This window comes from Moheibacter sp., assembly GCF_049672845.1.
Classification (GTDB): Bacteria; Bacteroidota; Bacteroidia; order Flavobacteriales; family Weeksellaceae; genus Moheibacter.
Genome location: NZ_JBATWT010000024.1, coordinates 187,807 through 209,515, shown reverse-complemented (window position 1 = coordinate 209,515; position 21,709 = coordinate 187,807). Strand labels below are relative to the sequence as shown.

The 21,709-nt window shown below is 39.2% G+C and carries 24 protein-coding genes; 17 read left to right on the top strand and 7 right to left on the bottom strand.

Annotated elements, in window-relative coordinates; all coding sequences use genetic code 11:
* Window positions 1–249: 249 nt before the first annotated feature.
* Both WBF63_RS11575 and WBF63_RS11570 read right to left on the bottom strand, forming a co-directional pair.
* On the bottom strand, window positions 250–1,683 hold the full coding sequence (locus WBF63_RS11575) for a dicarboxylate/amino acid:cation symporter (protein ID WP_424369878.1): 1,434 nt from the start codon (window positions 1,681–1,683) through the stop codon (window positions 250–252).
* 149 nt (window positions 1,684–1,832) lie between these two features.
* Entirely contained in the window at window positions 1,833–2,645 is an 813-nt protein-coding gene (locus WBF63_RS11570) for a cobalamin-binding protein (RefSeq protein WP_424369877.1), read from the bottom strand.
* 140 nt (window positions 2,646–2,785) lie between these two features.
* Here WBF63_RS11570 and lpxK point away from each other — a divergent pair, with 140 nt between their 5' ends.
* The 7 genes from lpxK (at window position 2,786) to rplS (ending at window position 6,817) form a co-directional block, all read left to right on the top strand.
* Window positions 2,786–3,817: a tetraacyldisaccharide 4'-kinase gene (gene lpxK, locus WBF63_RS11565; RefSeq protein WP_424369876.1), complete on the top strand. Its 1,032-nt coding sequence runs from the start codon at window positions 2,786–2,788 to the stop codon at window positions 3,815–3,817.
* Complete coding sequence (locus tag WBF63_RS11560) at window positions 3,801–4,616, top strand: purine-nucleoside phosphorylase (protein WP_424369875.1); 816 nt, start codon at window positions 3,801–3,803, stop codon at window positions 4,614–4,616. Before lpxK ends, WBF63_RS11560 begins: the two co-directional genes overlap by 17 nt.
* A gap of 50 nt (window positions 4,617–4,666) precedes the next feature.
* A complete protein-coding gene (locus tag WBF63_RS11555; protein ID WP_424369874.1) occupies window positions 4,667–4,984 on the top strand; it encodes a DUF6787 family protein in 318 nt (105 codons plus the stop codon).
* Complete coding sequence (locus WBF63_RS11550) at window positions 4,981–5,385, top strand: hypothetical protein (protein WP_424369873.1); 405 nt, start codon at window positions 4,981–4,983, stop codon at window positions 5,383–5,385. The genes WBF63_RS11555 and WBF63_RS11550 overlap by 4 nt, the downstream gene beginning before the upstream one ends.
* An 89-nt stretch (window positions 5,386–5,474) precedes the next feature.
* Window positions 5,475–6,071, top strand: coding sequence for a porin family protein (locus WBF63_RS11545; protein ID WP_424369872.1), 597 nt, complete (start codon window positions 5,475–5,477; stop codon window positions 6,069–6,071).
* 81 nt (window positions 6,072–6,152) lie between these two features.
* Complete coding sequence (locus tag WBF63_RS11540; protein WP_424369871.1) at window positions 6,153–6,386, top strand: hypothetical protein; 234 nt, start codon at window positions 6,153–6,155, stop codon at window positions 6,384–6,386.
* 86 nt (window positions 6,387–6,472) lie between these two features.
* A complete protein-coding gene (gene rplS, locus WBF63_RS11535) occupies window positions 6,473–6,817 on the top strand; it encodes a 50S ribosomal protein L19 (protein WP_424369870.1) in 345 nt (114 codons plus the stop codon).
* A 247-nt stretch (window positions 6,818–7,064) separates the two neighbouring features.
* Here rplS and WBF63_RS11530 read toward each other — a convergent pair whose 3' ends face one another.
* Window positions 7,065–8,438, bottom strand: a complete 1,374-nt coding sequence (locus WBF63_RS11530; protein ID WP_424369869.1) for an HTTM domain-containing protein — start codon at window positions 8,436–8,438, stop codon at window positions 7,065–7,067.
* 110 nt (window positions 8,439–8,548) lie between these two features.
* Here WBF63_RS11530 and WBF63_RS11525 point away from each other — a divergent pair, with 110 nt between their 5' ends.
* From WBF63_RS11525 to WBF63_RS11515, 3 genes are all read left to right on the top strand, one after another.
* Window positions 8,549–9,445, top strand: a complete 897-nt coding sequence (locus WBF63_RS11525) for an MBL fold metallo-hydrolase (RefSeq protein ID WP_424369868.1) — start codon at window positions 8,549–8,551, stop codon at window positions 9,443–9,445.
* A gap of 50 nt (window positions 9,446–9,495) precedes the next feature.
* Window positions 9,496–10,053 (top strand): CAP domain-containing protein, encoded by a 558-nt coding sequence (locus WBF63_RS11520; protein ID WP_424369867.1) that lies wholly within the window; start codon window positions 9,496–9,498, stop codon window positions 10,051–10,053.
* Between the two features lie 286 nt (window positions 10,054–10,339).
* Entirely contained in the window at window positions 10,340–11,725 is a 1,386-nt protein-coding gene (locus WBF63_RS11515; RefSeq protein WP_424369866.1) for an NAD(P)-binding domain-containing protein, read from the top strand.
* 97 nt (window positions 11,726–11,822) lie between these two features.
* Here the strand turns inward: WBF63_RS11515 and WBF63_RS11510 are convergent, their stop codons facing one another.
* Complete coding sequence (locus tag WBF63_RS11510) at window positions 11,823–12,728, bottom strand: DMT family transporter (protein ID WP_424369865.1); 906 nt, start codon at window positions 12,726–12,728, stop codon at window positions 11,823–11,825.
* Window positions 12,729–12,818: 90 nt separating this feature from the next.
* Here WBF63_RS11510 and WBF63_RS11505 point away from each other — a divergent pair, with 90 nt between their 5' ends.
* Window positions 12,819–13,658, top strand: coding sequence for a TerC family protein (locus tag WBF63_RS11505; RefSeq protein WP_424369864.1), 840 nt, complete (start codon window positions 12,819–12,821; stop codon window positions 13,656–13,658).
* Window positions 13,659–13,712: 54 nt separating this feature from the next.
* Here the strand turns inward: WBF63_RS11505 and WBF63_RS11500 are convergent, their stop codons facing one another.
* On the bottom strand, window positions 13,713–14,780 hold the full coding sequence (locus WBF63_RS11500) for a branched-chain amino acid aminotransferase (RefSeq protein WP_424369863.1): 1,068 nt from the start codon (window positions 14,778–14,780) through the stop codon (window positions 13,713–13,715).
* Between the two features lie 98 nt (window positions 14,781–14,878).
* Here WBF63_RS11500 and mnmD point away from each other — a divergent pair, with 98 nt between their 5' ends.
* Together mnmD and WBF63_RS11490 are read left to right on the top strand one after the other, a co-directional pair.
* The gene (gene mnmD, locus WBF63_RS11495) at window positions 14,879–15,577 is read left to right on the top strand and encodes a tRNA (5-methylaminomethyl-2-thiouridine)(34)-methyltransferase MnmD (RefSeq protein ID WP_424369862.1); all 699 of its coding nucleotides are present in this window, start codon (window positions 14,879–14,881) and stop codon (window positions 15,575–15,577) included.
* Between the two features lie 11 nt (window positions 15,578–15,588).
* Complete coding sequence (locus tag WBF63_RS11490) at window positions 15,589–15,996, top strand: NUDIX domain-containing protein (RefSeq protein WP_424369861.1); 408 nt, start codon at window positions 15,589–15,591, stop codon at window positions 15,994–15,996.
* A gap of 290 nt (window positions 15,997–16,286) precedes the next feature.
* Here the strand turns inward: WBF63_RS11490 and WBF63_RS11485 are convergent, their stop codons facing one another.
* Both WBF63_RS11485 and WBF63_RS11480 read right to left on the bottom strand, forming a co-directional pair.
* Window positions 16,287–16,514, bottom strand: coding sequence for a hypothetical protein (locus WBF63_RS11485; RefSeq protein ID WP_424369860.1), 228 nt, complete (start codon window positions 16,512–16,514; stop codon window positions 16,287–16,289).
* 83 nt (window positions 16,515–16,597) lie between these two features.
* On the bottom strand, window positions 16,598–16,954 hold the full coding sequence (locus tag WBF63_RS11480) for a hypothetical protein (RefSeq protein WP_424369859.1): 357 nt from the start codon (window positions 16,952–16,954) through the stop codon (window positions 16,598–16,600).
* Window positions 16,955–17,033: 79 nt separating this feature from the next.
* On the opposite strand from WBF63_RS11480, the gene WBF63_RS11475 reads away from it, so the two are divergent.
* The 4 genes from WBF63_RS11475 to WBF63_RS11460 are packed head-to-tail and all read left to right on the top strand — an operon-like array spanning window position 17,034 to window position 21,645.
* Window positions 17,034–17,360, top strand: a complete 327-nt coding sequence (locus WBF63_RS11475) for a DMT family transporter (protein WP_424369858.1) — start codon at window positions 17,034–17,036, stop codon at window positions 17,358–17,360.
* Window positions 17,361–20,066 (top strand): PD-(D/E)XK nuclease family protein, encoded by a 2,706-nt coding sequence (locus WBF63_RS11470; protein ID WP_424369857.1) that lies wholly within the window; start codon window positions 17,361–17,363, stop codon window positions 20,064–20,066.
* 42 nt (window positions 20,067–20,108) lie between these two features.
* Window positions 20,109–20,852, top strand: coding sequence for a polysaccharide deacetylase family protein (locus WBF63_RS11465; RefSeq protein ID WP_424369856.1), 744 nt, complete (start codon window positions 20,109–20,111; stop codon window positions 20,850–20,852).
* Window positions 20,845–21,645 carry a formyl transferase gene (locus WBF63_RS11460; protein WP_424369855.1) on the top strand — a complete coding sequence of 267 codons (801 nt, stop codon included), beginning with the start codon at window positions 20,845–20,847 and terminating at the stop codon, window positions 21,643–21,645. The genes WBF63_RS11465 and WBF63_RS11460 overlap by 8 nt, the downstream gene beginning before the upstream one ends.
* Window positions 21,646–21,709: the final 64 nt, after the last annotated feature.

The window sequence follows — 21,709 nt, the reverse complement described above, 5'->3', positions numbered from 1 at the left end:
CTGAATTTCAAAGGTTGTGCCATTTGTACATTTCATTTATTCTAAAAATTTGAAACATTAAGAAAACTAAATTTTATTAAGTTCTGTTAAGAATCCTTCGGATTTAAGGCGACTCCGCTCAATGCGTCAAATCGCTCATTTTAAGTGTTTTACAATGGGGGTTTGAGTCTCTATTAATTTCATTTTCCGCCCCAAAAAGGTGCGAACTTACTCAGTCTTGATACTTAATACTCTAAATCTTAATACTTCTTAGTCTGCTTTATAATTCAGCGCCTTTTCCTGATCAAATTCTCCTTCCCATTTCGCTACCACAACAGATGCTAGACAGTTTCCGATTACGTTTACAGAAGTTCTTGCCATATCCATCAATTCGTCGATTCCCAGAATCGCTGCAATCACAAAAAGAGGTAATCCGAACTGATCGGCCGTCGCAATAAGGATAATTAGCGAAGCGCGCGGAACGGCGGCAACGCCCTTACTCGTAATCATCAAAGTCAAACAAATTAACAATTGCTGTCCGATGGATAAATCCATTCCGGCGGCTTGGGCCACAAAAATAGAAGCAAGGGAAAGGTAAAGCGTTGTTCCGTCGAGGTTGAAACTATAGCCGGTCGGCACTACAAAAGACACAATTCTACGCGGAACCCCGAAATCCTCCATATTGGTCATCACTTTTGGCAAAGCGGCATCGGAACTGGTGGTAGCGAAGGCAATGGAAACCGGTTCTTTAAGTGCCGATATGAAATTTTTGATGGGAACTTTCATGTAAAGCGCAATCGGCAGAAGTACGCCGAGTAAGAATAAAGTTAAGGCACCGTATAAAGTTAGCAATAACATTATCAGATTTTTGAGAATATCAATTCCCATGTGACCGACCGTATAAGCCATGGCTGAGCCGACTCCAATCGGTGCAAAATACATAATGATATTGGTGTATTTAAACATGGTTTCGGCTAAGCTTTCCATCAAATCGACGAGTGGTTTTCGTTTCTTTTCTTCCACCAAGGCAAGTCCAATACCGAATACGACTGCAAATACAACGATTTGCAGAACCTTGTTTTCATGAATGGATTTGATGATGTTTTCAGGGAAGACATCGCGGAAGAAAGCTGTCGTTTTGAAAATCCAATGCACATTTTCGGGTAGATTGGATAGTTCTGCGGCATCTGAAGCTGAAACTGCGCTTGATTTATCGGGGAGTTCGGTATTGGGTACTTTGGAAATATCGATTCCCTTGCCGGCTTGTGTGACATTGATTGCAAAAAGTCCGATGAAAAGAGCAATGGTAGTAGCAGTGTAAAAATAAAGCAGTGATTTCCAGGCCATCCGTCCGACTTGTCTCAAGTCAGAATGTCCAGCGATTCCATAAACGAGGGTAGCAAATAATATCGGTCCGACAATGGTTTTTACCAATCGTATGAATCCTTGACTGAGCGGATGAAGGGAACGTGCGATGGCCGGATAATCATATCCGAGTACGGCTCCCAGCACGATGCTGAACAGAATCCAAGTGGTAAGTGAACGTTTTTTTATACAATAGTATACCAGACTCAGCAGTGTAATCCACCGGGCGCCAAATAACAAATCTTCCGGAATGATTCCAAAGATAAATTCAAGTCCGACGAGAATGGCGGTAATTGTAATTAATAAAACAGGAATCAATACGTGTAATTTGCTTTTCATGTGTTGTGTTTATGGTAAAAAACGGAGCGAATTAGAAAAAATGTTTTCACAAAAATAAACAAATGAGTAAAATATCCAATTTTAAGCTTTTTTAATTCCTTTATGACAACCCAAACAATGATGTGTTGACAAAATCAAAAAGTGTAATTTTAAAAAGCGTTACTTATTCTTTGGAAATAACTCCTGTAAATTTTCTGAATATCTTTGATTCCATCGGTGAGACAAGCCGGACCTGGCTGCAGGATGATTTCGGATTTGATTTCGTACAATTGATTGTTTTTAATTGCATTGATGTTTTCCCAGCCTTTCCGTGCTTTTACTTTTTCCGGTTTGAATTTTTTTCCGCACCAGGAACCGATGATGATGTCGGGGTTTCTTTCAATGACCAAATCAGGGTCGAGGATGCGGTCTTTTCCCAATGATTTATCGGCGATTTCGGGAAAACAAAGTTCGCCGCCACAGATTTCAATCAGTTCACTTACCCATTGGATAGAAGAAATCAGCGGATCGTTCCATTCTTCAAAAAAAACTCTGGGGCGATAAGGAAAAGATTTGGCGAATTCTTTGGCCGAATTCAGATTGGAAATGTATTGCTCGACAAGCATTTTTCCTTGTTTTTCATTTCCGATGAGCGCAGAAAACTGGAGAATCATACCCAGCGTTTCGTTGATGCTGCGGTGGTTGAAAATAAAAACATTGATACCGTTTTTAATTAATTCCGAAGCGATGTCACGCTGCAAGTCTGAATAGCCCACGACCAAATCCGGTTGGAGTTCGAGGATCTTATCAAAATTCGCATCGATAAAATTGGAAACTTTGGGTTTTTCCTTTCGTGCCTTTGGGGGCCGGCGCGTAAATCCGCTGATACCTACCAGACGATGTTCCTCGCCGATGGCATATAAAATTTCGGTTCCTTCTTCGGTCAGGCAGATGATTCTTTGTGGAAAACGGGCTTCAAACATGGGGTTAAATTACAGATAATTTTCAGAATTCGAAGAATTGGAAAATTTTGGGATAAGTTATCGGGAATGGTTGATAAAATTCATGAATTTGGGAGAATAAAGCATTATGAAAGTCTTAAATTTGCGCTTCGTTAAAAATTATGAACTGGAGAAAACTTTTACTTCCGCTTTCAGGGCTTTTCTGGATTGGCGTTTCGCTGAGAAATCTGGCTTATAAAACCGGCTTGCTACGTTCCGTCCGATTTAAAAATCCTGTAATTTGTGTGGGAAATCTTTCGGTAGGAGGAACCGGGAAATCGCCGCATGTAATGATGGTTGCCGATATTTTGAAGGATGAATTTCAGACGGCCATGCTGAGCCGTGGTTATGGAAGGAAAACCTCGGGGCTGGTGATTGCCAATTATAGTTCCAAAGTCTATGATATTGGCGATGAACCGCTTCAATTTTTCAACCGTTTCAAAAATAAAATTGTAGTTGCGGTTTCGGAAAGCCGTGTAATCGGAATCCGTCATTTGATTAATTTTTATAAATCCGAAGTTATATTGATGGACGACGGATTTCAGCATCGTCAGGTAAGACCGGGATTCTCAATTTTATTGACTGATTTCAACGATCCTTATACATCGGATTATCTTCTGCCGGCAGGGAATCTGCGTGAGCCAAGGTCGGGAGCCAGAAGAGCCGATATCATCATCGTAACGAAATGTCCTGATGCTTTTTCTGTCAAGCAGCGTGACGCAATTCTGAATAAAATTCATCCGAAACCAAGGCAGAAAGTATTTTTCTCCAAAGTGGTTTATTCGAATTCTGCTATTGGTCATCGTTTTACGCTTGAATCAGACGAATGGGGTGAATATGAAGTGGTTTTGGTAACGGGAATCGCCAAAGCAAAACCTTTTGTAGATTTTGTGAAACTTAGATTTAAAACCGTTCATCATATGGAGTTTTCTGACCATCATAATTTTTCAATAGCTGATGTTCAGCGGATTGACGATGAGTTTGACAAGATTCCGGCTTTGCATAAAATCATTCTTACGACCGAAAAAGACTATATGCGTCTGAAAGATGAATCGGCATTAATAGAAAATTTGTTTTATTTGCCAATTGAAGTCGAATTAAATGATTTTGACGGCTTCAGGAATAAATTATTGAATTATGTTAGAAAAAATTAAAGAAGCGGTAGCATACATCCGCCCGTTTTTAACGGAACAGCCTGAATATGTGATTGTGTTGGGTTCGGGGCTTGGTAAACTTCAGGATGAAGTTCAGGACAAAGTTGTTATCGACTATAAAAATATTCCAAACTTTCCGCAAACCACTGTGGAAGGGCATAAAGGAAGATTGATTTACGGAAAAATAGAAGGGCGTCCGGTGCTGATGATGGCAGGTCGTTTTCATTTTTACGAAGGTTATTCGATGAAAGAAGTGACTTTCCCGATGCGTGTTTTCAAAGGATTGGGCATCGAAAAAGTAGTTTTGTCCAATGCCAGCGGTGGTGTAAATCCGAATTATGAAGTAGGGGATGCAGTGGTGATCCGTGACCATATCAATATGATGCCCGAACATCCGCTTCACGGAAAGAATTATGATGAACTGGGGCCGCGTTTTGTGGATATGTCAGAACCTTATGACAAAAAAATGCGTGAATTCGTGGTGAATTACGGAAATGAAAACGGAATTGAAGTCAAAGAAGGAATTTATATGGGACTTCAGGGGCCCACATTTGAAACACCGGCTGAATATGGGATGGTAAGAATTTTGGGTGCTGATTGTGTGGGAATGAGTACAGTTCCCGAAGTGATTGTTGCCAAACATCAGGGCATGCGTGTTTTCTGTATTTCGGTGATTACGGATTTGGGCGGACCTGAAATTGCAATTCCGGTTTCACACGAAGAAGTTCTGAATGCAGCCAATAAAGCGATGCCAAAAATCATTAAGTTAGTGAGGGCTTTGATTCAAAGCGGAACTTGATAAAAGCAAAGTTTAATCCCGATAGCTATCGGGACGAAAAACGAAAAAAAATGTTTGAAAAATTAAAAAAGCGCTGGAATATTGAAAGTAATTTTCAACTGGTTCTCATATTGATTGTTTTTTCAATTACAGGATCAGCTTCTGCATGGATTTCCAAACCATTTGTGCGTTTTCTTGGAATTTCGGAAGAAGTGATGCCGGGATGGTTGGCGACGGTTTTGGGATTGATTTTGATTTTCCCGATTTATAATGTTTTACTAGTCATCATCGGAACTATTTTCGGGCAATTTAAATTTTTCTGGGCCTTTGAAAAGAAAATGTTTAGTAGATTTATTCCGAAGAAAAAAATCAGTACAGAAGATATATGAGATTTAAATTCAGTTTGATATTGTTTTTCAGTGCGATGATGTTTGGTTATGCTCAGGAGCAACCAAATGAAGAACGGTTTACTTATCTGGAAATTAAAGATGAATTTGATTTGATTGTAGATTTTACTATGGTTAATCCGGAATGTGCTACCAAACAACAGAATTTTTACAGCATTATCATCGGTACCACGGTGATTGGAGATTATATTGAAAGGATTTCAGTTTTGGTTCCTTGTTTGGGAAATGAGTTCCTTCAGGGAGATTTGATAAGCATAAAACCAATTAAAACGCCCAAAAAGAATATTGTTTACACGATTCGGAATTATAAAAAAGACGGTGAGGAATATTCGGATGTCTTTGGTTCTGAATTCCGTGCGGTCTGGGGCGAGGTTGTTAAATAGTCAAAAGTCAATAAGTTGTTTATAAGGCCTGTATTTATCAGGTTTTTTTTATCTCATAATTTTTATTTTTGTTGACAAATAGAGTAATCATGAAGAAAATTTACGGGGTATTATTATTTCTGTTTCTTTCGGGAACATTTGGATTCGGACAATCATTCGGAGCAAAAGGAGGGATTAACATCTCCACGGTTAGTTCTGAATCCTGGGACAACACTAACTCAAAGGTAGGGTTCTATGCCGGGCTTTTTCTGCACGCGCATGTCACAACTACTTTCTGTATCCAACCTGAACTAATCTACAACAGCATGGGGGTGAAATATGAATCAGGGAACAGTTCCCACACCCTTGGGCTGAATTACATAGCCATGCCGGTTATGTTCCAGCTCGAACCTATACCTAATCTCTATTTTGAAGCCGGACCGCAGTTCAGCTTTTTGCTGGGAAGCCGTGATAAATTTGACAACGGTGACAAAGTGGTAATTGAAAAAGACAAAGAAGCTTTCAATCAGTTTGACCTGAATGTGGCTTTGGGAGCCGGTTTCCGTTTCAACGGGAATATGGCGCTCACAGCGCGTTATCTTGTGGGACTTACCGACATCAAAAAGTATGGTGAAACCAGTTGGGGTAACGACGATAATGAACTTCGAAACAACGGACTTCAGATCGGCCTTCAGTACGGATTCTGAGAACTGAAGAATTCATATAAATCCCGGACTATCCGGGATTTTTTTTTGGATTAAAAATTTAAAAATCATTAAATTGCTGAGGTGAATAAAGAACTGGAAAACCGCAAATTTGTGACTTTGGAAACTTTCTCCAATCTCTGGACGGCAGAAGTGGTAAAAAACCGTCTGATTGAGGAAGGAATCAATGCACACATCATCGATACAAACGTCAATTATTCCTTCGGCCCGACAGTGCTTGAAGGCTATCGTCTTCAGGTCGAACAAGCTCAGTACCTGAAAGCATTAAATATTTACAAAAATACTTTGCACGAATAATAAATTTTTATACTTTTGCACACCATTGACAAACCTCTGACGAAAACCGTGTATGTTTTTCAGTGTTAACAGATTAAATCACCAAAATGGACAGTTTAGTTAAATACGTACAAGACAAATTTGTCACTAAAAAAGAATTTCCAGCTTTTGCAACGGGAGACACCATCACCGTTTATTATGAAATTTCAGAGGGTGGAAAAACCAGAACCCAGTTCTTCCGTGGAGTAGTTATCCAACGTAAAGGAACAGGAACTACTGAAACTTTCACTATCCGTAAAATGAGCGGGGAAGTAGGAGTAGAAAGAATTTTCCCGGTAAACCTTCCGGCGATTCAGAAAATCGAACTGAACAAAAAAGGTAAAGTAAGACGTGCAAGAATTTACTATTTCAGAGATCTGAGAGGTAAAAAAGCCCGTATCAAAGAAGCATAAGAAAAGAATTCTTACCATAGAACTCCCGGTCGAAAGATTTGGGAGTTTTTTATTTTGGGCGTGTCCCTGTTCCGATTCAAAATAGGTTATAAAATAAAAGTTTAGCGTAACAGAGTCGGGCTCTCAGCACTCGCTTTTCTTTTTGTTGCCTGAGATGTTCAAATCTAGCCTGAATTCTCGAAAGCAAAAAGAAAGAGCTCAGACAATGCCTCCATCCCTCACGCATCACAATCTTTAAATTTATAGTTTAGTTCCTTTTGGGTTCTATCCTCATATAATCATCAGGTTCTGGCAAAATCCAATCCTGATGCCCGAAATATTTCCATTTGGTATTGGCAAGATCGGTTTCACTGTCAATGTATTCATGATAAGGTCCCTGGTTAATTGAAAGTCGGGATTGAACATACACACTTACGTCCTTTCCTTTTTCGAGCTGATCTTTTTTCAGGTATTGTGCAAACTGCCAGATCATATCGGGGCGTGTTGTAACACGATTTCGCTGAAGATTCGTCATATAATCCCTCAAATTAACCTTAGATCGTTCACCGGTTTCCTTGTCCACCATGAAAAAATGAGTGGTAGCAGACTTGGTGCGCAGCATCATCCGCCAGGAAAGCCTGTGCCCTTCTTCTGTCCAAAGAACATCACCGGGAATATGCCAATGGCGCAAAGGAAGGTAAATCTGCCAGGCGATATAAACAAAAAATACAAAGGTAAATACATTCTGATTGCGGTGCCTTGGCTGAAATTCGGTTGAACCCGCCATAAAACTAGTTTTACGCGGGAAGAATATTCGGCGGATCGTTTCTTCGGGAAAACAAAAGACAGCCAATGCGAGTGCGAAATAGGGAAATATCCCGATATGTAAGGTAACCGAATTAAAAATATGGAAAAAGAAAGCGGCAAAAAATGCAATTACCCTTGTTCTTTTCCAAAGTAGTAAAGGAACGATCAGCAAATCAAACCCAAAACCAAGCCATGAAAAAATCTGCGCAAAATCACGACTGCGGAGAAATTCCGTGAGCGGATCCCAGGCAATGTTTTTATGTGCCCAATGCGACACACTTTGATAACGCACCATCAAAAAGTCGCCATTCATCCATCCCGGATATAATTTAGCAATGGCGGCAAAAGTATAAACGATAAGGAGTTGGAGAATGAAAATCAGTCGTGTCCAGAGAAATGTATAATTGGAACGGATTTGTGGCCAAATCCATACGTCAACGGCTTTGAAACGATTAGCCGGAATAAAAACCATAAACCAGGCAATCAACATCACCAAATAATAATGGTTGTTGTAATGTTCCTTCTGCATAAAATACACCAACGACCAGCCCAGCGCAAATAGCACCGTTGCCATACGGTAAAAAGCCCCGAGCATAATGAGAATTCCCATCAGTCCGAGAAATCCGTAAAGGTAATACATGGTATTTCCCAAAAGGAAATGGGTCCATTCAAAACCAATGAAAGTAAAACTGAATTCAGGCTCCACAAAGGTTTCCTTCACCCATCCGGTTCCGATCGAACCCCAGCATTCCACCGCCATCAATAGTCCGAAGAAAATTCGGAATACGATGATTTGTGAATTGTCAATCCTTTGAAATAGAAAATTGCCGAACATAAATGTTAATCCGTTTCAAAACTATTAAAATTTATCATACTAACCATTCAATTGAAATCTGAGTTTTGCTGAAATCTTACTAACTTGGTGAAAATTATAAAACAAACTTTATGATAATTCATATTCTGGACTTGGACTTTCTGGAAGAATCATCAGCGATAGCTTCCTTTCTGATTGAATACGATGACGGATTGATTCTGATTGAATCCGGTCCCGAAACGACTTATGAAAATCTCAGCGAGGCGGTGAGGAAAAAAGGATTTGACTTGAAAGAAATCAAAGACGTTTTACTGACACATATTCATTTTGACCATGCCGGAGCTGCCTGGAAATTTGCCGAAGCCGGAGCAAATATTTATGTTCATCCAGTCGGATTGCCTCACCTGCAAAATCCCGAAAAGCTTTGGAATTCGGCCAAAATGATTTATCAGGATGATATGGAACGTCTTTGGGGTGAGATGAAACCGATTGATACCAATTTGCTGATTCCTGCTGATGATGGCGATGTGCTCGAGATCGGTGGAATGGAAATAAAAGTGCATTATACGCCCGGTCATGCGGTTCATCACAATGCTTATCAACTCGGTAATTTGGTTTTTACCGGTGATGTAGCCGGTGTTAAAATTGGGAATGGTCCGGTGGTTCCGCCTTGTCCACCACCAGATATCAATGTGGAACTTTGGTTGGAGTCCATCGAAAAATTAAAAAGTCTGAACCCTGAAAAACTTTATTTGACACATTTCGGAATGATTGAAAATCCTTTACAGCATTTAAGGGAACTTGAATTGATTTTGGATGATTGGGCGAGTTGGATGAAACAGCAATACGATGCTGCTAATTTACCGGAACGGATTACACCGGTATTCATGGAATACACACAAAACCAATTGAGAGATGCCGGTGTTTCGGAAGAAAATATTCAGCGATACGAATATGCCAATCCAAGTTGGATGTCTGTGGCCGGATTGTTGCGTTATTGGAAACTCAAAGAGCAAGGAAGGATTTAGATTTTAATACGTTTAAATCTAATTTTCCGTTCTGGAATCAAAGAATATTTATGCAGGAGAAAAATCGGAGAGGAATTATTTTTTTGAGCGCAATCGTTTTTAGTAACTTCTTTCTTGGGAAAGGTTTTTCGCAAGAATTTATCAGTGGTTCTACATTGAATAAATCTCAGATGGAGGAAGTTGTGGATTTTCACAATCAGGCGCGTGCCGAAGTAGGCGTGGAACCTTTGGTATGGTCAGCGGAGCTTTCCGTTCATGCGCAGGAATGGGCAGAATACCTGGCGAAATCCAACGGCTGTCGGATGAAACATCGTCCCGAACGTGGAAAATGGAAAGCTGTGTACGGCGAAAATATTTATTGGGGCAAAGGTTATAGTCTGAAAGAGTCGCCTTTATTGGCAAGTGTTCTGTGGTACGAAGAAAAAAAAGATTTCAAAAACAACCTGATCAAACCCAGTCGGGGACCGCAAACCGGACATTATAGTCAGATGGTCTGGCGAACTACAAAAGAAGTCGGGATGGGCATGGCGATTTGTCGGAATGGCGATGTGATTGTCGTGGCAAATTATAATCCGCCGGGAAATTACATCGGTGAGCGCGCTTATTGATTTCTTCTTATTTTTTAATTCCAGAATTTCACATTTTTATCCAAAATCAATCAAAATTCGCTTAAAACGAACCAAAATATTGGGTTTTTGGGTGAATTTTTCGTAAATTCGCGAAGATTCAATTTTCCCGGATATTTCATCCTTTCGATTGGGAAGATTTATTTTTTAGGAATTTCATCGTGAAATTCTTCTGTTGAGAATAGTTTTTATTCTTCGTTAAGCAGATTATTTTTATTTAACTCATCTTCTTTTCCCTGAGAAAAGAGGAAAAAAAATTATATTGTATATGACGAATTTTAAAGTAGGAATTATTGGCGCAGGACCGAGCGGTTTAGCAATGTTAAGAGCCTTTGAAGCCGAACTAAAGAAGGGAAATGCCATTCCCGAAATCAAATGTTATGAAAAACAAGATAACTGGGGCGGAATGTGGAATTATACCTGGCGTACCGGAGTAGGTAAGTACGGGGAGCCCATTCATGGCAGTATGTATAAATATTTATGGTCCAACGGCCCGAAAGAATGCCTGGAGTTTGCCGATTATACGTTTATGGATCATTTCAAAAAACCGATTTCATCTTATCCGCCGAGAGAAGTTTTGTTTGATTATATCCAAGGGCGAATTAAGAAAAGTAAAGCGCGGGATTATATCCAGTTCAATACGGTAGCGCGCTGGGTGGATTATCTGGAAGACAAAAAACAGTTCCGTGTCATTTTTGACGATTTGAAAAAGAATGAAACTTTTGAGGAATATTTTGATTATTTAGTGGTGGGAACCGGGCATTTTTCGACGCCCAATATGCCTTACTTCAAAGGAATTGATAATTTTCCGGGAGCTGTGATGCATGCGCATGACTTCCGTGGTGCCGATCAATTTATCGACAAGGATATCCTGATCATTGGAAGTAGTTATTCGGCCGAAGATATTGCTGTTCAATGTTATAAGCACGGTTCAAATTCCATTACGATTTCTTATCGTTCCAATCCGATTGGCGCAAAATGGCCGAAAGGAATTGAAGAAAGACCGTTGGTAACACATTTTGAAGACTCAACGGCTTATTTCAAAGACGGAAGCAGTCAGAAATTTGATGCGGTCGTTGTCTGTACGGGTTATCAGCATAAATTCCCGTTCCTGCCCGACAATTTAAGATTGAAAACGAAAAACTGTCTGTATCCCGATAATCTTTACAAAGGAGTTGTTTTTCAAGAAAATGCACAGTTGTTGTTTTTGGGGATGCAAGATCAGTATTATACTTTCAATATGTTTGATGCGCAGGCTTGGTTTGCAAGAGATTATATGTTGGGACGCATTGAAATTCCTGAAGCGGAGGAACGTGCAGCGGACATTGCACACTGGATGAAAATGGAAGCTGAAACCGAAACCGGCGATGATCATGTAGATTTCCAAACAGCTTATATCAAGGATTTAATGATTTACACGGATTATCCGCCATTTGATCTGGACAAAGTAGCCGAAATGTTTAAACTATGGCTGGAAAGTAAGGAAGAAAACATCCTGAATTACCGTGACAAAGTTTATCGCTCCGTGATGACCGATACGTTGGCCGAGGAGCATCATACTTCCTGGATGGAAGAGTTGGACGATAGTTTGGAACGCTTTCTGGATGAAGAAGAAGCTGATGAAAAGGAATTAAGTAAAGTGAATTATTACTAATTACAATACATTTAGTTCTGGATTTCTAATTAGAAATCAATTGGACGTACCCTGAAAACCTCAAAGTTTTTGGGGTATTTTTTTGATATAATGTAAGTTAATTTTCAGAGTCATCTACTTTGGTCAGATACTTTGTTTTCTTTGAAATCCTTGCTTTCATCAGGCTGTTTACAATAATCGCCAAAACCATAATGGCAGTGGCAACGTAAAACAAAGGCGTCATTTTTTCAGATTCGCCAAAAATTAAATAAGCCAAAATGATTCCGTAAACCGGTTCCAAATTCACATTGAGAAGCAACGTAAACGGACTGATGTGTTTCATAAGCCGAACGGATTCAATCATCGGATAAGCGGTAAACAAACTTCCCAAAAGTAAAAGCAATCCTATGTCTGTCCAGGAAATATCGGTAATTGCCGAAGTTCCGCCAAAGAAAGGCAGGAAAAGACAAACGATGAGCCAGCCGCCGATCATTTCGTAAAACATGATTTTCTGTGAAGGGAATTTTGAATGGATTTTTCCGTTCATTACTGAAAATAAGGCCGATAAAAAACTACAAATAACGCCCAGTACAATTCCGAGCCAATAATCGGGACTTGCATTGTAAATCAATAAAATACAAGCCGAAACAATGACGGCCAAAACGATTTCGGAAAGATTGATTTTTCGTTTGAAAAAGAAAGGTTCCAAAAATGCGGAAAAAAGTGCACCGGTGGAAAGTGTACTCAGGGCAACGGCGACATTTGAAACTTTAATCGCACCAAAAAACGCCATCCAATGCAACCCGATTACGACTCCGATTCCGAGTAACATGGCCAAATCTTTTGGACTGATTTTTAATGGAATTTTTCTGAATTTCAGAATGACAAATAAAACCGCCATGGCAAATAAAACCCGGTACCAAACCAAAGGCACGGCTTCGACTTGAATGAGTTTTCCCAGAACGCCGGTAAATCCCCACAGAAGGACGATGAACTGTAAACGGAATTGTGCTGAATTAACCAAGGAAATATTTTTGCAAAATTACGCCTTCTCTTGACTCAAAGCATAAAAACGGATAAATCTTTTTTTTAAATTTACCGAAATTGAAATTACATGGATTTTAGTGTTTTTATGGAACCAAATGCCTGGATGGCATTGCTGACGCTGGCTTTTTTGGAAATAGTGCTGGGGATTGATAATATTGTTTTTATATCGATTTTGTCGGGGAAACTGAAAGGAAAAGACCAGGCGAAAGCCCGGAACATCGGACTGATTCTGGCCATGTTTATGCGCATCGGATTGCTGTTTGGTATTTCCTGGTTGATGACTTTGACCAAACCCATTAGTTGGTTGACTTTTGATCTGCCTTTTCTCAAAGGCGGAATGACCGGACAAAGTCTGATTATATTTCTCGGGGGATTATTTCTGCTTTATAAAAGTGTAACGGAAATACACCACAAACTGGAAGTTCAGAATGATACAGCCGTAACAACCAAAAAAGTAGCATCGAGTCTGACTTCTGCGATTGTTCAGATTTTATTAGTGGATTTGGTCTTTTCATTGGACAGTGTACTGACAGCGGTTGGAATGGTAACCCCGGCCGATTTCGGAACGATGGAAGCAGCTATGGCGATTATGGTAACAGGAGTGGTAATCGCGGTTTTGGTCATGCTTTTATTTGCCGGTCCGGTCAGTAGATTTGTAAATGATCATCCGACGATTCAGATGCTTGCCCTTTCTTTCTTGATTTTAATTGGTGTGATGCTATTGGCAGAATCGGCGCATTTGTCCAATCTGGAAATGTTTGGTTCGCATGTGAGTTCTATTCCTAAAGGTTATATCTATTTTGCGATATTCTTCTCGTTGGCAGTTGAGTTTCTCAATATGCGAATGTCCAAAAAGAAACACATCCAACTCAATAATCCTACTTTGGAGGATGAGGATTTGAAATAATGATGTACAAAAAAAGCCGGAATTATCCGGCTTTTTAATTTATATAGGGCTTTATTAAGCTTCCACTAAATTCTCAACTTTTACTCGCCATCCGTAAGGATCTTCACTGATTCCCATCTGGATGTCCACCAGTTTTTTCTTCAGAATTTGACCATAGGACTCTTCGGGAGAAAGTGTAGGTAATTCCAGTCTTTCATCGCCATATCCGACTGCCACATAGTTGTTTACCACAACAGCAGTTCCTACACCGAATACTTCTTTCAAATTACCGTTTTTGTGGGCATTGTACACTTCATCCACTGTAATTTTTCGAACTTCTACGTCCCATCCCTGAGCTTCGGCAAGCTGCAACATACTGTCGCGCGTTACACCGTTTAGAATTCTTTCAGAAGTTGGTGCAGTAATTAATTTGTCGCCAATTCTTACCATTACGTTCATGGTTCCGGCTTCTTCGATAAACGTATGTGTGGCATCGTCCGTCCAGACAATTTGATCATAACCTTCCTCACGTGCAAGGTGCGTCGGATAGAAAGACCCGGCATAGTTTCCGGCAGCTTTGGCAAAACCAACGCCACCGTTGGCTGCACGGCTATATCGGTCAGCGATTTTTACCGACAATGGTTTGTTGTAATAATTTGGTGCAACGGCAGTCAGGATTACGAATAAATATTCGTTGGATGAACGAGCAGTGATGGCTTCTTCAGTTGCAAACATTACGGGACGAAGGTAGAGCGACATTCCGTAAGTATCTGGAACCCATTGTCTGTCAAGATCCACCAGAGCTTTCAATCCGTCGATGAAAATATCTTCCGTGATGTGGGGCATGTCCAAACGTTCAGCGGATTTGTTCATGCGTTCAAAGTTCTTTTCCGGTCTGAAAAGGAAAACCTCTCCTTCTGAACTTTTATAGGCTTTCATTCCTTCAAATATTCCTTGGCCATAATGAGCCACCGAAATAGCAGGAGTGAAATCTAATTTTCCGTAAGGTTTTATGATGGGTTCGCTCCATTTACCGTCTTTGTACCATGATAAAAGCATATGGTCGGAAAATGCAGTTCCGAAGGTTTCAATATTAAATACGTCAGGGGTAAATCTGGATTCTTTGATTTTCTCAATAATCATAATCTCAATTTTTGTTATTTTATTTCGCGTTTCGCAAATTTACTTATAATAATTAAAAATGCGGGTGTAAACAAAGATTAAAAATTTTACTTTTGAAAATGCTTTCAAGGAAAATCATATTGACCGAAGACGGCTCAGCGACCATTCATTTAGAGGAATGGAACGAGTCTTATCATTCCAAGCACGGTGCGGTTCAGGAAGCTTATCATGTGTTCATTCGGAACGGATTGGATTTTTTCAAAGAAAATTCAGAACTTTCCATTTTGGAAATCGGATTTGGAACCGGATTGAATGCTTTGATCAGCTTTCTTGAAATATCAGAAACTCATCAAAAAATCAATTACACGGGCCTTGAGAAATATCCGGTGGTGGAAAATGAATTCAAAGCTTTAAATTATCCCCAATCTTTAAAAGATTTCAATTCCGATTTAAAACTTTCCGAAACCGAAATTTCAGCGGTTTATAATTCTTTGATGAAAGCCAATTGGGAGGATTTTCAAGCCATTCATCCCAACTTTCAGCTTCAAAAATTCCAAGAAGATTTTCTCGAATATGAGTACCCAAAGGAAGCCTTTGATTTGATTTATTTCGATGCTTTTGGGGCAAGGGTTCAACCGGAATTATGGACGGAAGAATTATTTGAAAAATTATTTCAATCCATAAAGTCGGGAGGAATGCTGACGACTTATTCGTCCAAAGGAAGCGTGCGAAGGGCATTGATTTCAGTTGGATTTCGGGTGGAGAAGCGTCCCGGTCCGCCGGGCAAGAGAGAAATGTTGATTGCTTTTAAAGATTAAATTGATTTTAAATGACAGCTTTTAATGTTAGGATTTACGGACTTCTGGTACACGAAAACCGATTGCTGATTATCCGTGAGCCTTTTGCAGGAATGATTATCGATAAATTTCCCGGTGGCGGATTGGAATTCGGCGAAGGAACTATTGATTGCCTGAAACGGGAATTCAAGGAAGAATTAAATTTGGAAATTGAAGTGCTGGAACATATCTATACGCAGGATTTTTTTCTGGCTTCGCGTTTTGATGAAAAGGAACAGATTCTGATGATTTATTACAAAGTAACGGCCAAAGATATCGCGCAACTGGAAGTTTTGGATCCTGATATTCAAACACTCATCTGGAAAGATTTGAACGAAGTTACTACTAAGGATTTGAGTTTACCGACCGATAAATTGGTGTTGGAGATGGTGGTGAATTGAGAATGAGTTAGTAGATGGGTTTTTGTTTGGCATTACGGAAGTTAACGATTGTAATTTGTTTTTTATGTGGATATATACGGTACACGATGTAATTATTTTCATCTACCATCCCTTTATGAAGTTGTTTAAATTTCTTGGTTTTTGGGTAGATATTGGGTTGTAGTTTTATACGCTCAATAAATGCTGTGATATTTTTTTCTAATCGCAGGATTTCTTTAGTACTCCATTCTTTTCCAAATAATCGAGTGTTTTATTCAATCCCCTTTCTGCTTGTATAGTCCAAACTATTTCTATTTCCATTTTTCAAAACCTTTCATAACGCTTTCGTGGCTGACAACTTCGTTATTTTCGATTTGTTTTAGACCTTCTTCGATTTCAGATTGTTCCTCAGGACTTATCATATCCCACCAATCAGAAGATTCTTCGTGGTAAATATTTTTAATTTTCATCAATATTTTTTCATTTGTGGTGTTGAGCAAAAGTTGCATCAATTCCAGCTTTGTCGCTTCAATATTCATCACAATGGTTTTTTACAAATATAATGAGTATCAACAAACTAATTTCCTTGGAATAAGCCCTATTTTTAATGGATGATCATTTCCTAAAACAACTCTCTATCCTCAAAATACTGAATAACCGCATTTTTCATCAAAATCGTTTGTTCGTTGGGTTTCAATTCGGGAAGGGGTTCCAGGAATTCAAACTGTGGCCAGCCGTCTTTGTCCAATCCGTCGAAACGATAATAACCAAAGGGTTCCAAAACCCGACACACCGCAATATGCAGAAGATTTACTTTGTCATCTTTTTTGAACCTACGTTTTCCTTTCCCTAATTCCTGGACTCCAATCAGAAATAAAATGGTATCCAAATCCGGCTTTTCGCCATCGGTGAAATTCTCTTCAAAAAACTTTTCAATTGCCGCCCATTTTTCTTTGGCGGATAATTCCGTTTCATTCATTTTGCAAATTTACGACAATAGTTCAGGGACTTGAGAGGTACTTGGATAATTTTTCCGAAATTTGGTTTTTTCTTGAAATATGAATTGGATTATTTTAGTCATAGGCGGACTTTTTGAAGTCGCTTTTACTTATTGCATCGGTCGCGCAAATTCGGCTGCCGGAACCGAAAAATATTTATGGTATTTGGGGTTTTTAATCAGCGTATCCATCAGTATGGCGTTGCTGATCAAAGCCACCAAAACACTTCCATTGGGAACGGCTTATGCGGTTTGGAGCGGAATTGGTGCCGTAGGTTCAGTTCTGATGGGCATTTTTTTCTTCAAAGAACCGACCGATTTCTGGCGTTTGTTTTTCATTTTTACCTTAATTTCATCCATCGTCGGATTAAAAGTCGTTTCAAGTTAAATGGAGAAATTTATTGATAAAATTGTTTCGGAACTGCTTCAGAATTCAAAAGATTTTGAAAAAACAATTTTGATTCTTCCGGGCAATCGTCCGAAATTATTTTTCAGAAGGGCTTTTCAGAAACAACAAGAAAATATTTTATTGCCCCGATTTTTGAGCATCGACGAATTTGTTCAATCCGTATCAGGACTTCAACCGATTTCGCAGATTCAGCTTTGGTTTCAAGCTTATGATTCCTATCAGAAAGTCGTTGAAAAACCCGACGAATTTGAGTCTTTTCTGAAATGGATTCCGACTTTGCAGAAAGATTTTGACGATATCAATGCTTCGCTTGTCAATGCCGAAGAGCTTTTTGATTATCTGGTATCGGCCGAACGAATTAAAAAATGGGGACAGGATGAACTGGAAGTCGGGAGTAATCAGCTGATGAGTAAACATCTGTATTTCTGGAAGATGGCGCGGGATTTATTTTTTAAGCTGAATGAAGATTTGCTTGAAAAAGGTTTGGCTTATCGGGGATTGATGTACAAAAAAGCGGTTGAGAAACTCCCCGAATATTTGGAAGGAAATGAAAACCAATTTGTATTTGCCGGTTTGAATGCGCTTTCCAATGCAGAACGAAAGATTTTATTCGAATTAAATAAATACGGAAACACGAAGCTGTATTGGGATTCCGACCGATATTATATGGAAGACGTCAATCAGGAGTCGGGTTTGTTTTTGCGTCAATACAAAGAAAGTTTGGACGAATGGAACTGGGAATTTGATGATTTTTCACAGCCGAAAAAGATTCAGGTTACCGGAATTGGAAAAAGAGTAGGACAGGCCAAATATTTACATCGGATTTTGGAAGAAATTCCCGAAGATGAATGGACGGATACGGCGGTGGTTCTGGCCGAAGAAGGTCTTTTGCCAGCGGTTTTGAGTTCGATTCCGGAGAAAATTTCCAAAGCCAATATCACGATGGGATTTCCGCTGAACAAATCCACGATGGCTTATTTTTTCCGTTCGGTTTTTGAATTGCAGATGAACCGTGAAAAATTAGGAAATGGTACTTCTTATTATTTCAAAAACGTTCTGGACATTCTGGGCAATACGATTTTCCGTGAAGAAACTTCTGTTTCCACAGAGTTTGCGCTTCGCATCCGACGTGAAAATTATATATTTTCTTCCCCGAAATTTTTACTGGAAAATCTGAAGGAAAGTATTTTTCAGGCATTGTTTCAAATTCCCGAAAATACGATTGCTTTTGTGGGGCAACTTCAGGATTGGGTGGATGAACAAATGCGCGAGTCTAAATTGAAAATCAATGAACTAGATAAGGAATATCTCTATCGTTTCAGTTTGTTGTTTGCACAGTTGAAGGAAGAGTTGGGCGAATTTTCGCACATCAAAGACTTCAAAACTTTGTATGTTTTGTACAATCGTTTGTTGCAAAATGAAACCATTTCCTTTGTGGGAGAGCCTTTGGAAGGATTGCAAATCGTTGGTTTATTGGAAACCCGTTTGCTGGATTTCAAAAATGTGATTATTTTATCGGTCAACGATGGAATTCTTCCGCCAGGACGTGTGGAGAATTCTTTCATTCCTTATGACATTCGTCGCGAAACGGGACTCAATACTTTTACCGAAAACGATGCGGTTTTTGCTTATCATTTTTATCGATTGCTTCAACGCGCAGAAAAGATTGAATTGATTTACAATACCGAGCCGGATTCGATGGGTTCGGGCGAAAAAAGTCGGTTCATCACTCAAATTGACATCGAGTCCGGGCATTCGGTTCAACATAAAATTGCAGCGCCGGAATTTCTGGCGCCTGTCAAACAGGATTTAATAATTCCGAAAACCGAAAAGGTGATGGAAGCTTTGAATTCCTGGGCAGAAAAAAGGATTTCGCCTTCGTCTTTGAATACTTATTTGCGCAATCCTGTCCAGTTTTATCAGCAATATGTTTTGGGATTGGATCAGTTTGAAGAAGCCGAAGAAACAGTAGGAGCAAGGGTTCTGGGCAATATCGTACACAAATCTTTGGAGGAATTCTACAAACCTTTGTTAAATAAAATCCTGATCCCTTCCGATATAAAACCTTTGCTTGAAAAATTAGAAACTGTGGTAGAGGAATGTTTCAAAGCCGAATACAAAAGCGGGGAATATAAAAAAGGAAAGAATTATCTGATTTATAAAATCGTTTATTCTTTTGTGGAAAATGTTTTGAAAAACGATTTGAAAATGGCGGAAAATTCGGAATTCGTGATTCATTCACTCGAACAGAATGTGAAAGTTGATTTCCGTTTGGCGAACGGTCGTGAAGTCAAAATTGGCGGAATCATCGACCGAATTGATTCCGTAAACGGGCGAAAAAGGATCATCGATTATAAAACCGGATTTGTTGATGAAAAAGCGTTGAACATTAATTCCGAAAAGTTAGGGAAAGTTTTTACTGAGAATAAATTTTCATTGCCTTTGCAACTTTTACTTTATGCCGAAATGTTTTTCCGAAATGCTGAAAATCAATTTGTTCAGTTTGGAATTTATCCTTTGAAATATCCGAAAAAAGGAGTGATTTCTTTGAAAATCGATAAAGAATTTGAGTTTGATAATGAAATTTTAAATTGGATTGATCAGCCGTTGAGCGGATTGATTGAGGAAATTTTAAATCCTGAAATTCCCTTCACACCGGTTCGAGAAATAGTTGAGTCAGATTAATTTTTCAATTAATTATCTTTACATCCGAAATCAAATCCAGCTATGCCGAAAACAATTGCGCTTTTGTACCACGAAGTCATCGATGATTATTCCGAGTCGGGTTTTCAGAACAAGGATAATTTGGCGTATATGCACAAAACAGAGGTTTTTAGAAGGCATTTGGAGATTTTTAAAAACCATTTGAATTCAGGGAATTCCAAAGTTGAAAATCATCTTTTTACATTTGATGATGGTGGGATTTCCAATTTAAAATCGGCGCGTATTCTGGAAGAAAATGATTGGAAAGGAATTTATTTCATTACCACAAAACGCATCGGAACCTCTGGGTTTTTAGCCGAAAACGACATTAGAACTTTGCACGAGAATGGACATATCATCGGTTCTCATTCGCATACACATCCGATGATTTTCAGGAGTTTGACGTATGTGCAAATGCTGGAAGAATGGAAAGTTTCCAAAGAAATTTTGGAAGAAATTCTGGGCGAAGAAATTTTACATTGTTCTGTTCCGGGCGGTGATTCCGATTTGAAAACCTATGAGTCAGCTGTGGAAGCTGGATTTAAGTATATTTTTGATTCCGAACCAATTGTGGAAACGAGAAAGCTTCAAAATGCCGATATTTTTGGGCGATTCAGTGTGAAAGCTCAGACGACTGATCAGCAGTTTTCGGAGATGCTTTCCTTGAAAAATCTGGCGAGTTTGCAAAGAAACCGAAAGATTAAAGCTAAGATTAAAAAGTTGATTTTCCCGATTCATCAATACATTCAAAACCGTAAAAATGAATAAGCCGATTCGCGTTGTTTGCCTTTTCGGCACTGGAATTATTTTCGATAAAACCCTGAGTCTTTTATTGGAAAAGGAAGTGAATGTGGTGGGTGTTGTGAATGCGAATAAACATCAAAAAGGTGTTGATTTTTCCTATCTTAAAATTGCTGGAAAAAAATATGGATACGGAAAGGTTTTTCTGCAAATTTTAGGTCGGATTTATTATAAAATTTTAAATGGAAAAAAGGATCGGGAAATTTTTCATCAGATTTATAATTCCGAAGAAATTCATTCCATCATTAAAAATTACAATTTCGAAACCCATCAGACCGATGATTATGGGAAGCCTGAAACTTTGGAATTCATAAAATCCCTTGAGCCGGATTTATTGTTAGTGCATACGGGCTATTGGGTGGGGAAAAAAGTCCGGGATTTGGTAAATGGAAAAGTTATTGGTGGTCATCCCGGAATTACGCCGGATTATCGGGGCGTTCATTCGCCATTTTGGGCGGTTTTCAATGGCGAGCCGGAAAAAATTGGTTATACGGTTTTCTGGTTGGACAGTGGAGTGGATACGGGCGATATTCTACATCAGGAAAGGGTTTCGGTAGAAAGGGGCGATAGTTATTTTACGTTGAGTTGGAAGGGAATGGAGGGGATTGCGGAAAATCAGGCGAGAATTATCAAAGAAATGGAAAAGGGATTGGAACCGAAAGCACGGAAAGTTGGAGAAGTGGAGGAGAAAACCAATTATAATCACCCGACGATTTTTCAGTATTTGAAATACAGGAGGATGCAGAAGAAAGTGAGGTAGCGGATACTTCCAGAACTTTGACAAAGTTTTATGCGTTGTGAAGATAACTTTGTCAAAGTTAAAT

Coding starts and splice junctions, on each gene's coding strand:
- WBF63_RS11570 (WP_424369877.1), bottom strand. CDS start 2,645: ATGTTTGAAGCCCGTTTTCCACAAAGAATCATCTGCCTGACCGAAGAA.
- WBF63_RS11470 (WP_424369857.1), top strand. CDS start 17,361: ATGGAGAAATTTATTGATAAAATTGTTTCGGAACTGCTTCAGAATTCA.
- WBF63_RS11575 (WP_424369878.1), bottom strand. CDS start 1,683: ATGAAAAGCAAATTACACGTATTGATTCCTGTTTTATTAATTACAATT.
- WBF63_RS11465 (WP_424369856.1), top strand. CDS start 20,109: ATGCCGAAAACAATTGCGCTTTTGTACCACGAAGTCATCGATGATTAT.
- mnmD (WP_424369862.1), top strand. CDS start 14,879: ATGCTTTCAAGGAAAATCATATTGACCGAAGACGGCTCAGCGACCATT.
- WBF63_RS11520 (WP_424369867.1), top strand. CDS start 9,496: ATGCAGGAGAAAAATCGGAGAGGAATTATTTTTTTGAGCGCAATCGTT.
- WBF63_RS11560 (WP_424369875.1), top strand. CDS start 3,801: ATGTTAGAAAAAATTAAAGAAGCGGTAGCATACATCCGCCCGTTTTTA.
- WBF63_RS11480 (WP_424369859.1), bottom strand. CDS start 16,954: ATGAATGAAACGGAATTATCCGCCAAAGAAAAATGGGCGGCAATTGAA.
- lpxK (WP_424369876.1), top strand. CDS start 2,786: ATGAACTGGAGAAAACTTTTACTTCCGCTTTCAGGGCTTTTCTGGATT.
- WBF63_RS11460 (WP_424369855.1), top strand. CDS start 20,845: ATGAATAAGCCGATTCGCGTTGTTTGCCTTTTCGGCACTGGAATTATT.
- WBF63_RS11505 (WP_424369864.1), top strand. CDS start 12,819: ATGGATTTTAGTGTTTTTATGGAACCAAATGCCTGGATGGCATTGCTG.
- WBF63_RS11475 (WP_424369858.1), top strand. CDS start 17,034: ATGAATTGGATTATTTTAGTCATAGGCGGACTTTTTGAAGTCGCTTTT.
- WBF63_RS11555 (WP_424369874.1), top strand. CDS start 4,667: ATGTTTGAAAAATTAAAAAAGCGCTGGAATATTGAAAGTAATTTTCAA.
- rplS (WP_424369870.1), top strand. CDS start 6,473: ATGGACAGTTTAGTTAAATACGTACAAGACAAATTTGTCACTAAAAAA.
- WBF63_RS11530 (WP_424369869.1), bottom strand. CDS start 8,438: ATGTTCGGCAATTTTCTATTTCAAAGGATTGACAATTCACAAATCATC.
- WBF63_RS11490 (WP_424369861.1), top strand. CDS start 15,589: ATGACAGCTTTTAATGTTAGGATTTACGGACTTCTGGTACACGAAAAC.
- WBF63_RS11500 (WP_424369863.1), bottom strand. CDS start 14,780: ATGATTATTGAGAAAATCAAAGAATCCAGATTTACCCCTGACGTATTT.
- WBF63_RS11485 (WP_424369860.1), bottom strand. CDS start 16,514: ATGAATATTGAAGCGACAAAGCTGGAATTGATGCAACTTTTGCTCAAC.
- WBF63_RS11545 (WP_424369872.1), top strand. CDS start 5,475: ATGAAGAAAATTTACGGGGTATTATTATTTCTGTTTCTTTCGGGAACA.
- WBF63_RS11515 (WP_424369866.1), top strand. CDS start 10,340: ATGACGAATTTTAAAGTAGGAATTATTGGCGCAGGACCGAGCGGTTTA.
- WBF63_RS11525 (WP_424369868.1), top strand. CDS start 8,549: ATGATAATTCATATTCTGGACTTGGACTTTCTGGAAGAATCATCAGCG.
- WBF63_RS11550 (WP_424369873.1), top strand. CDS start 4,981: ATGAGATTTAAATTCAGTTTGATATTGTTTTTCAGTGCGATGATGTTT.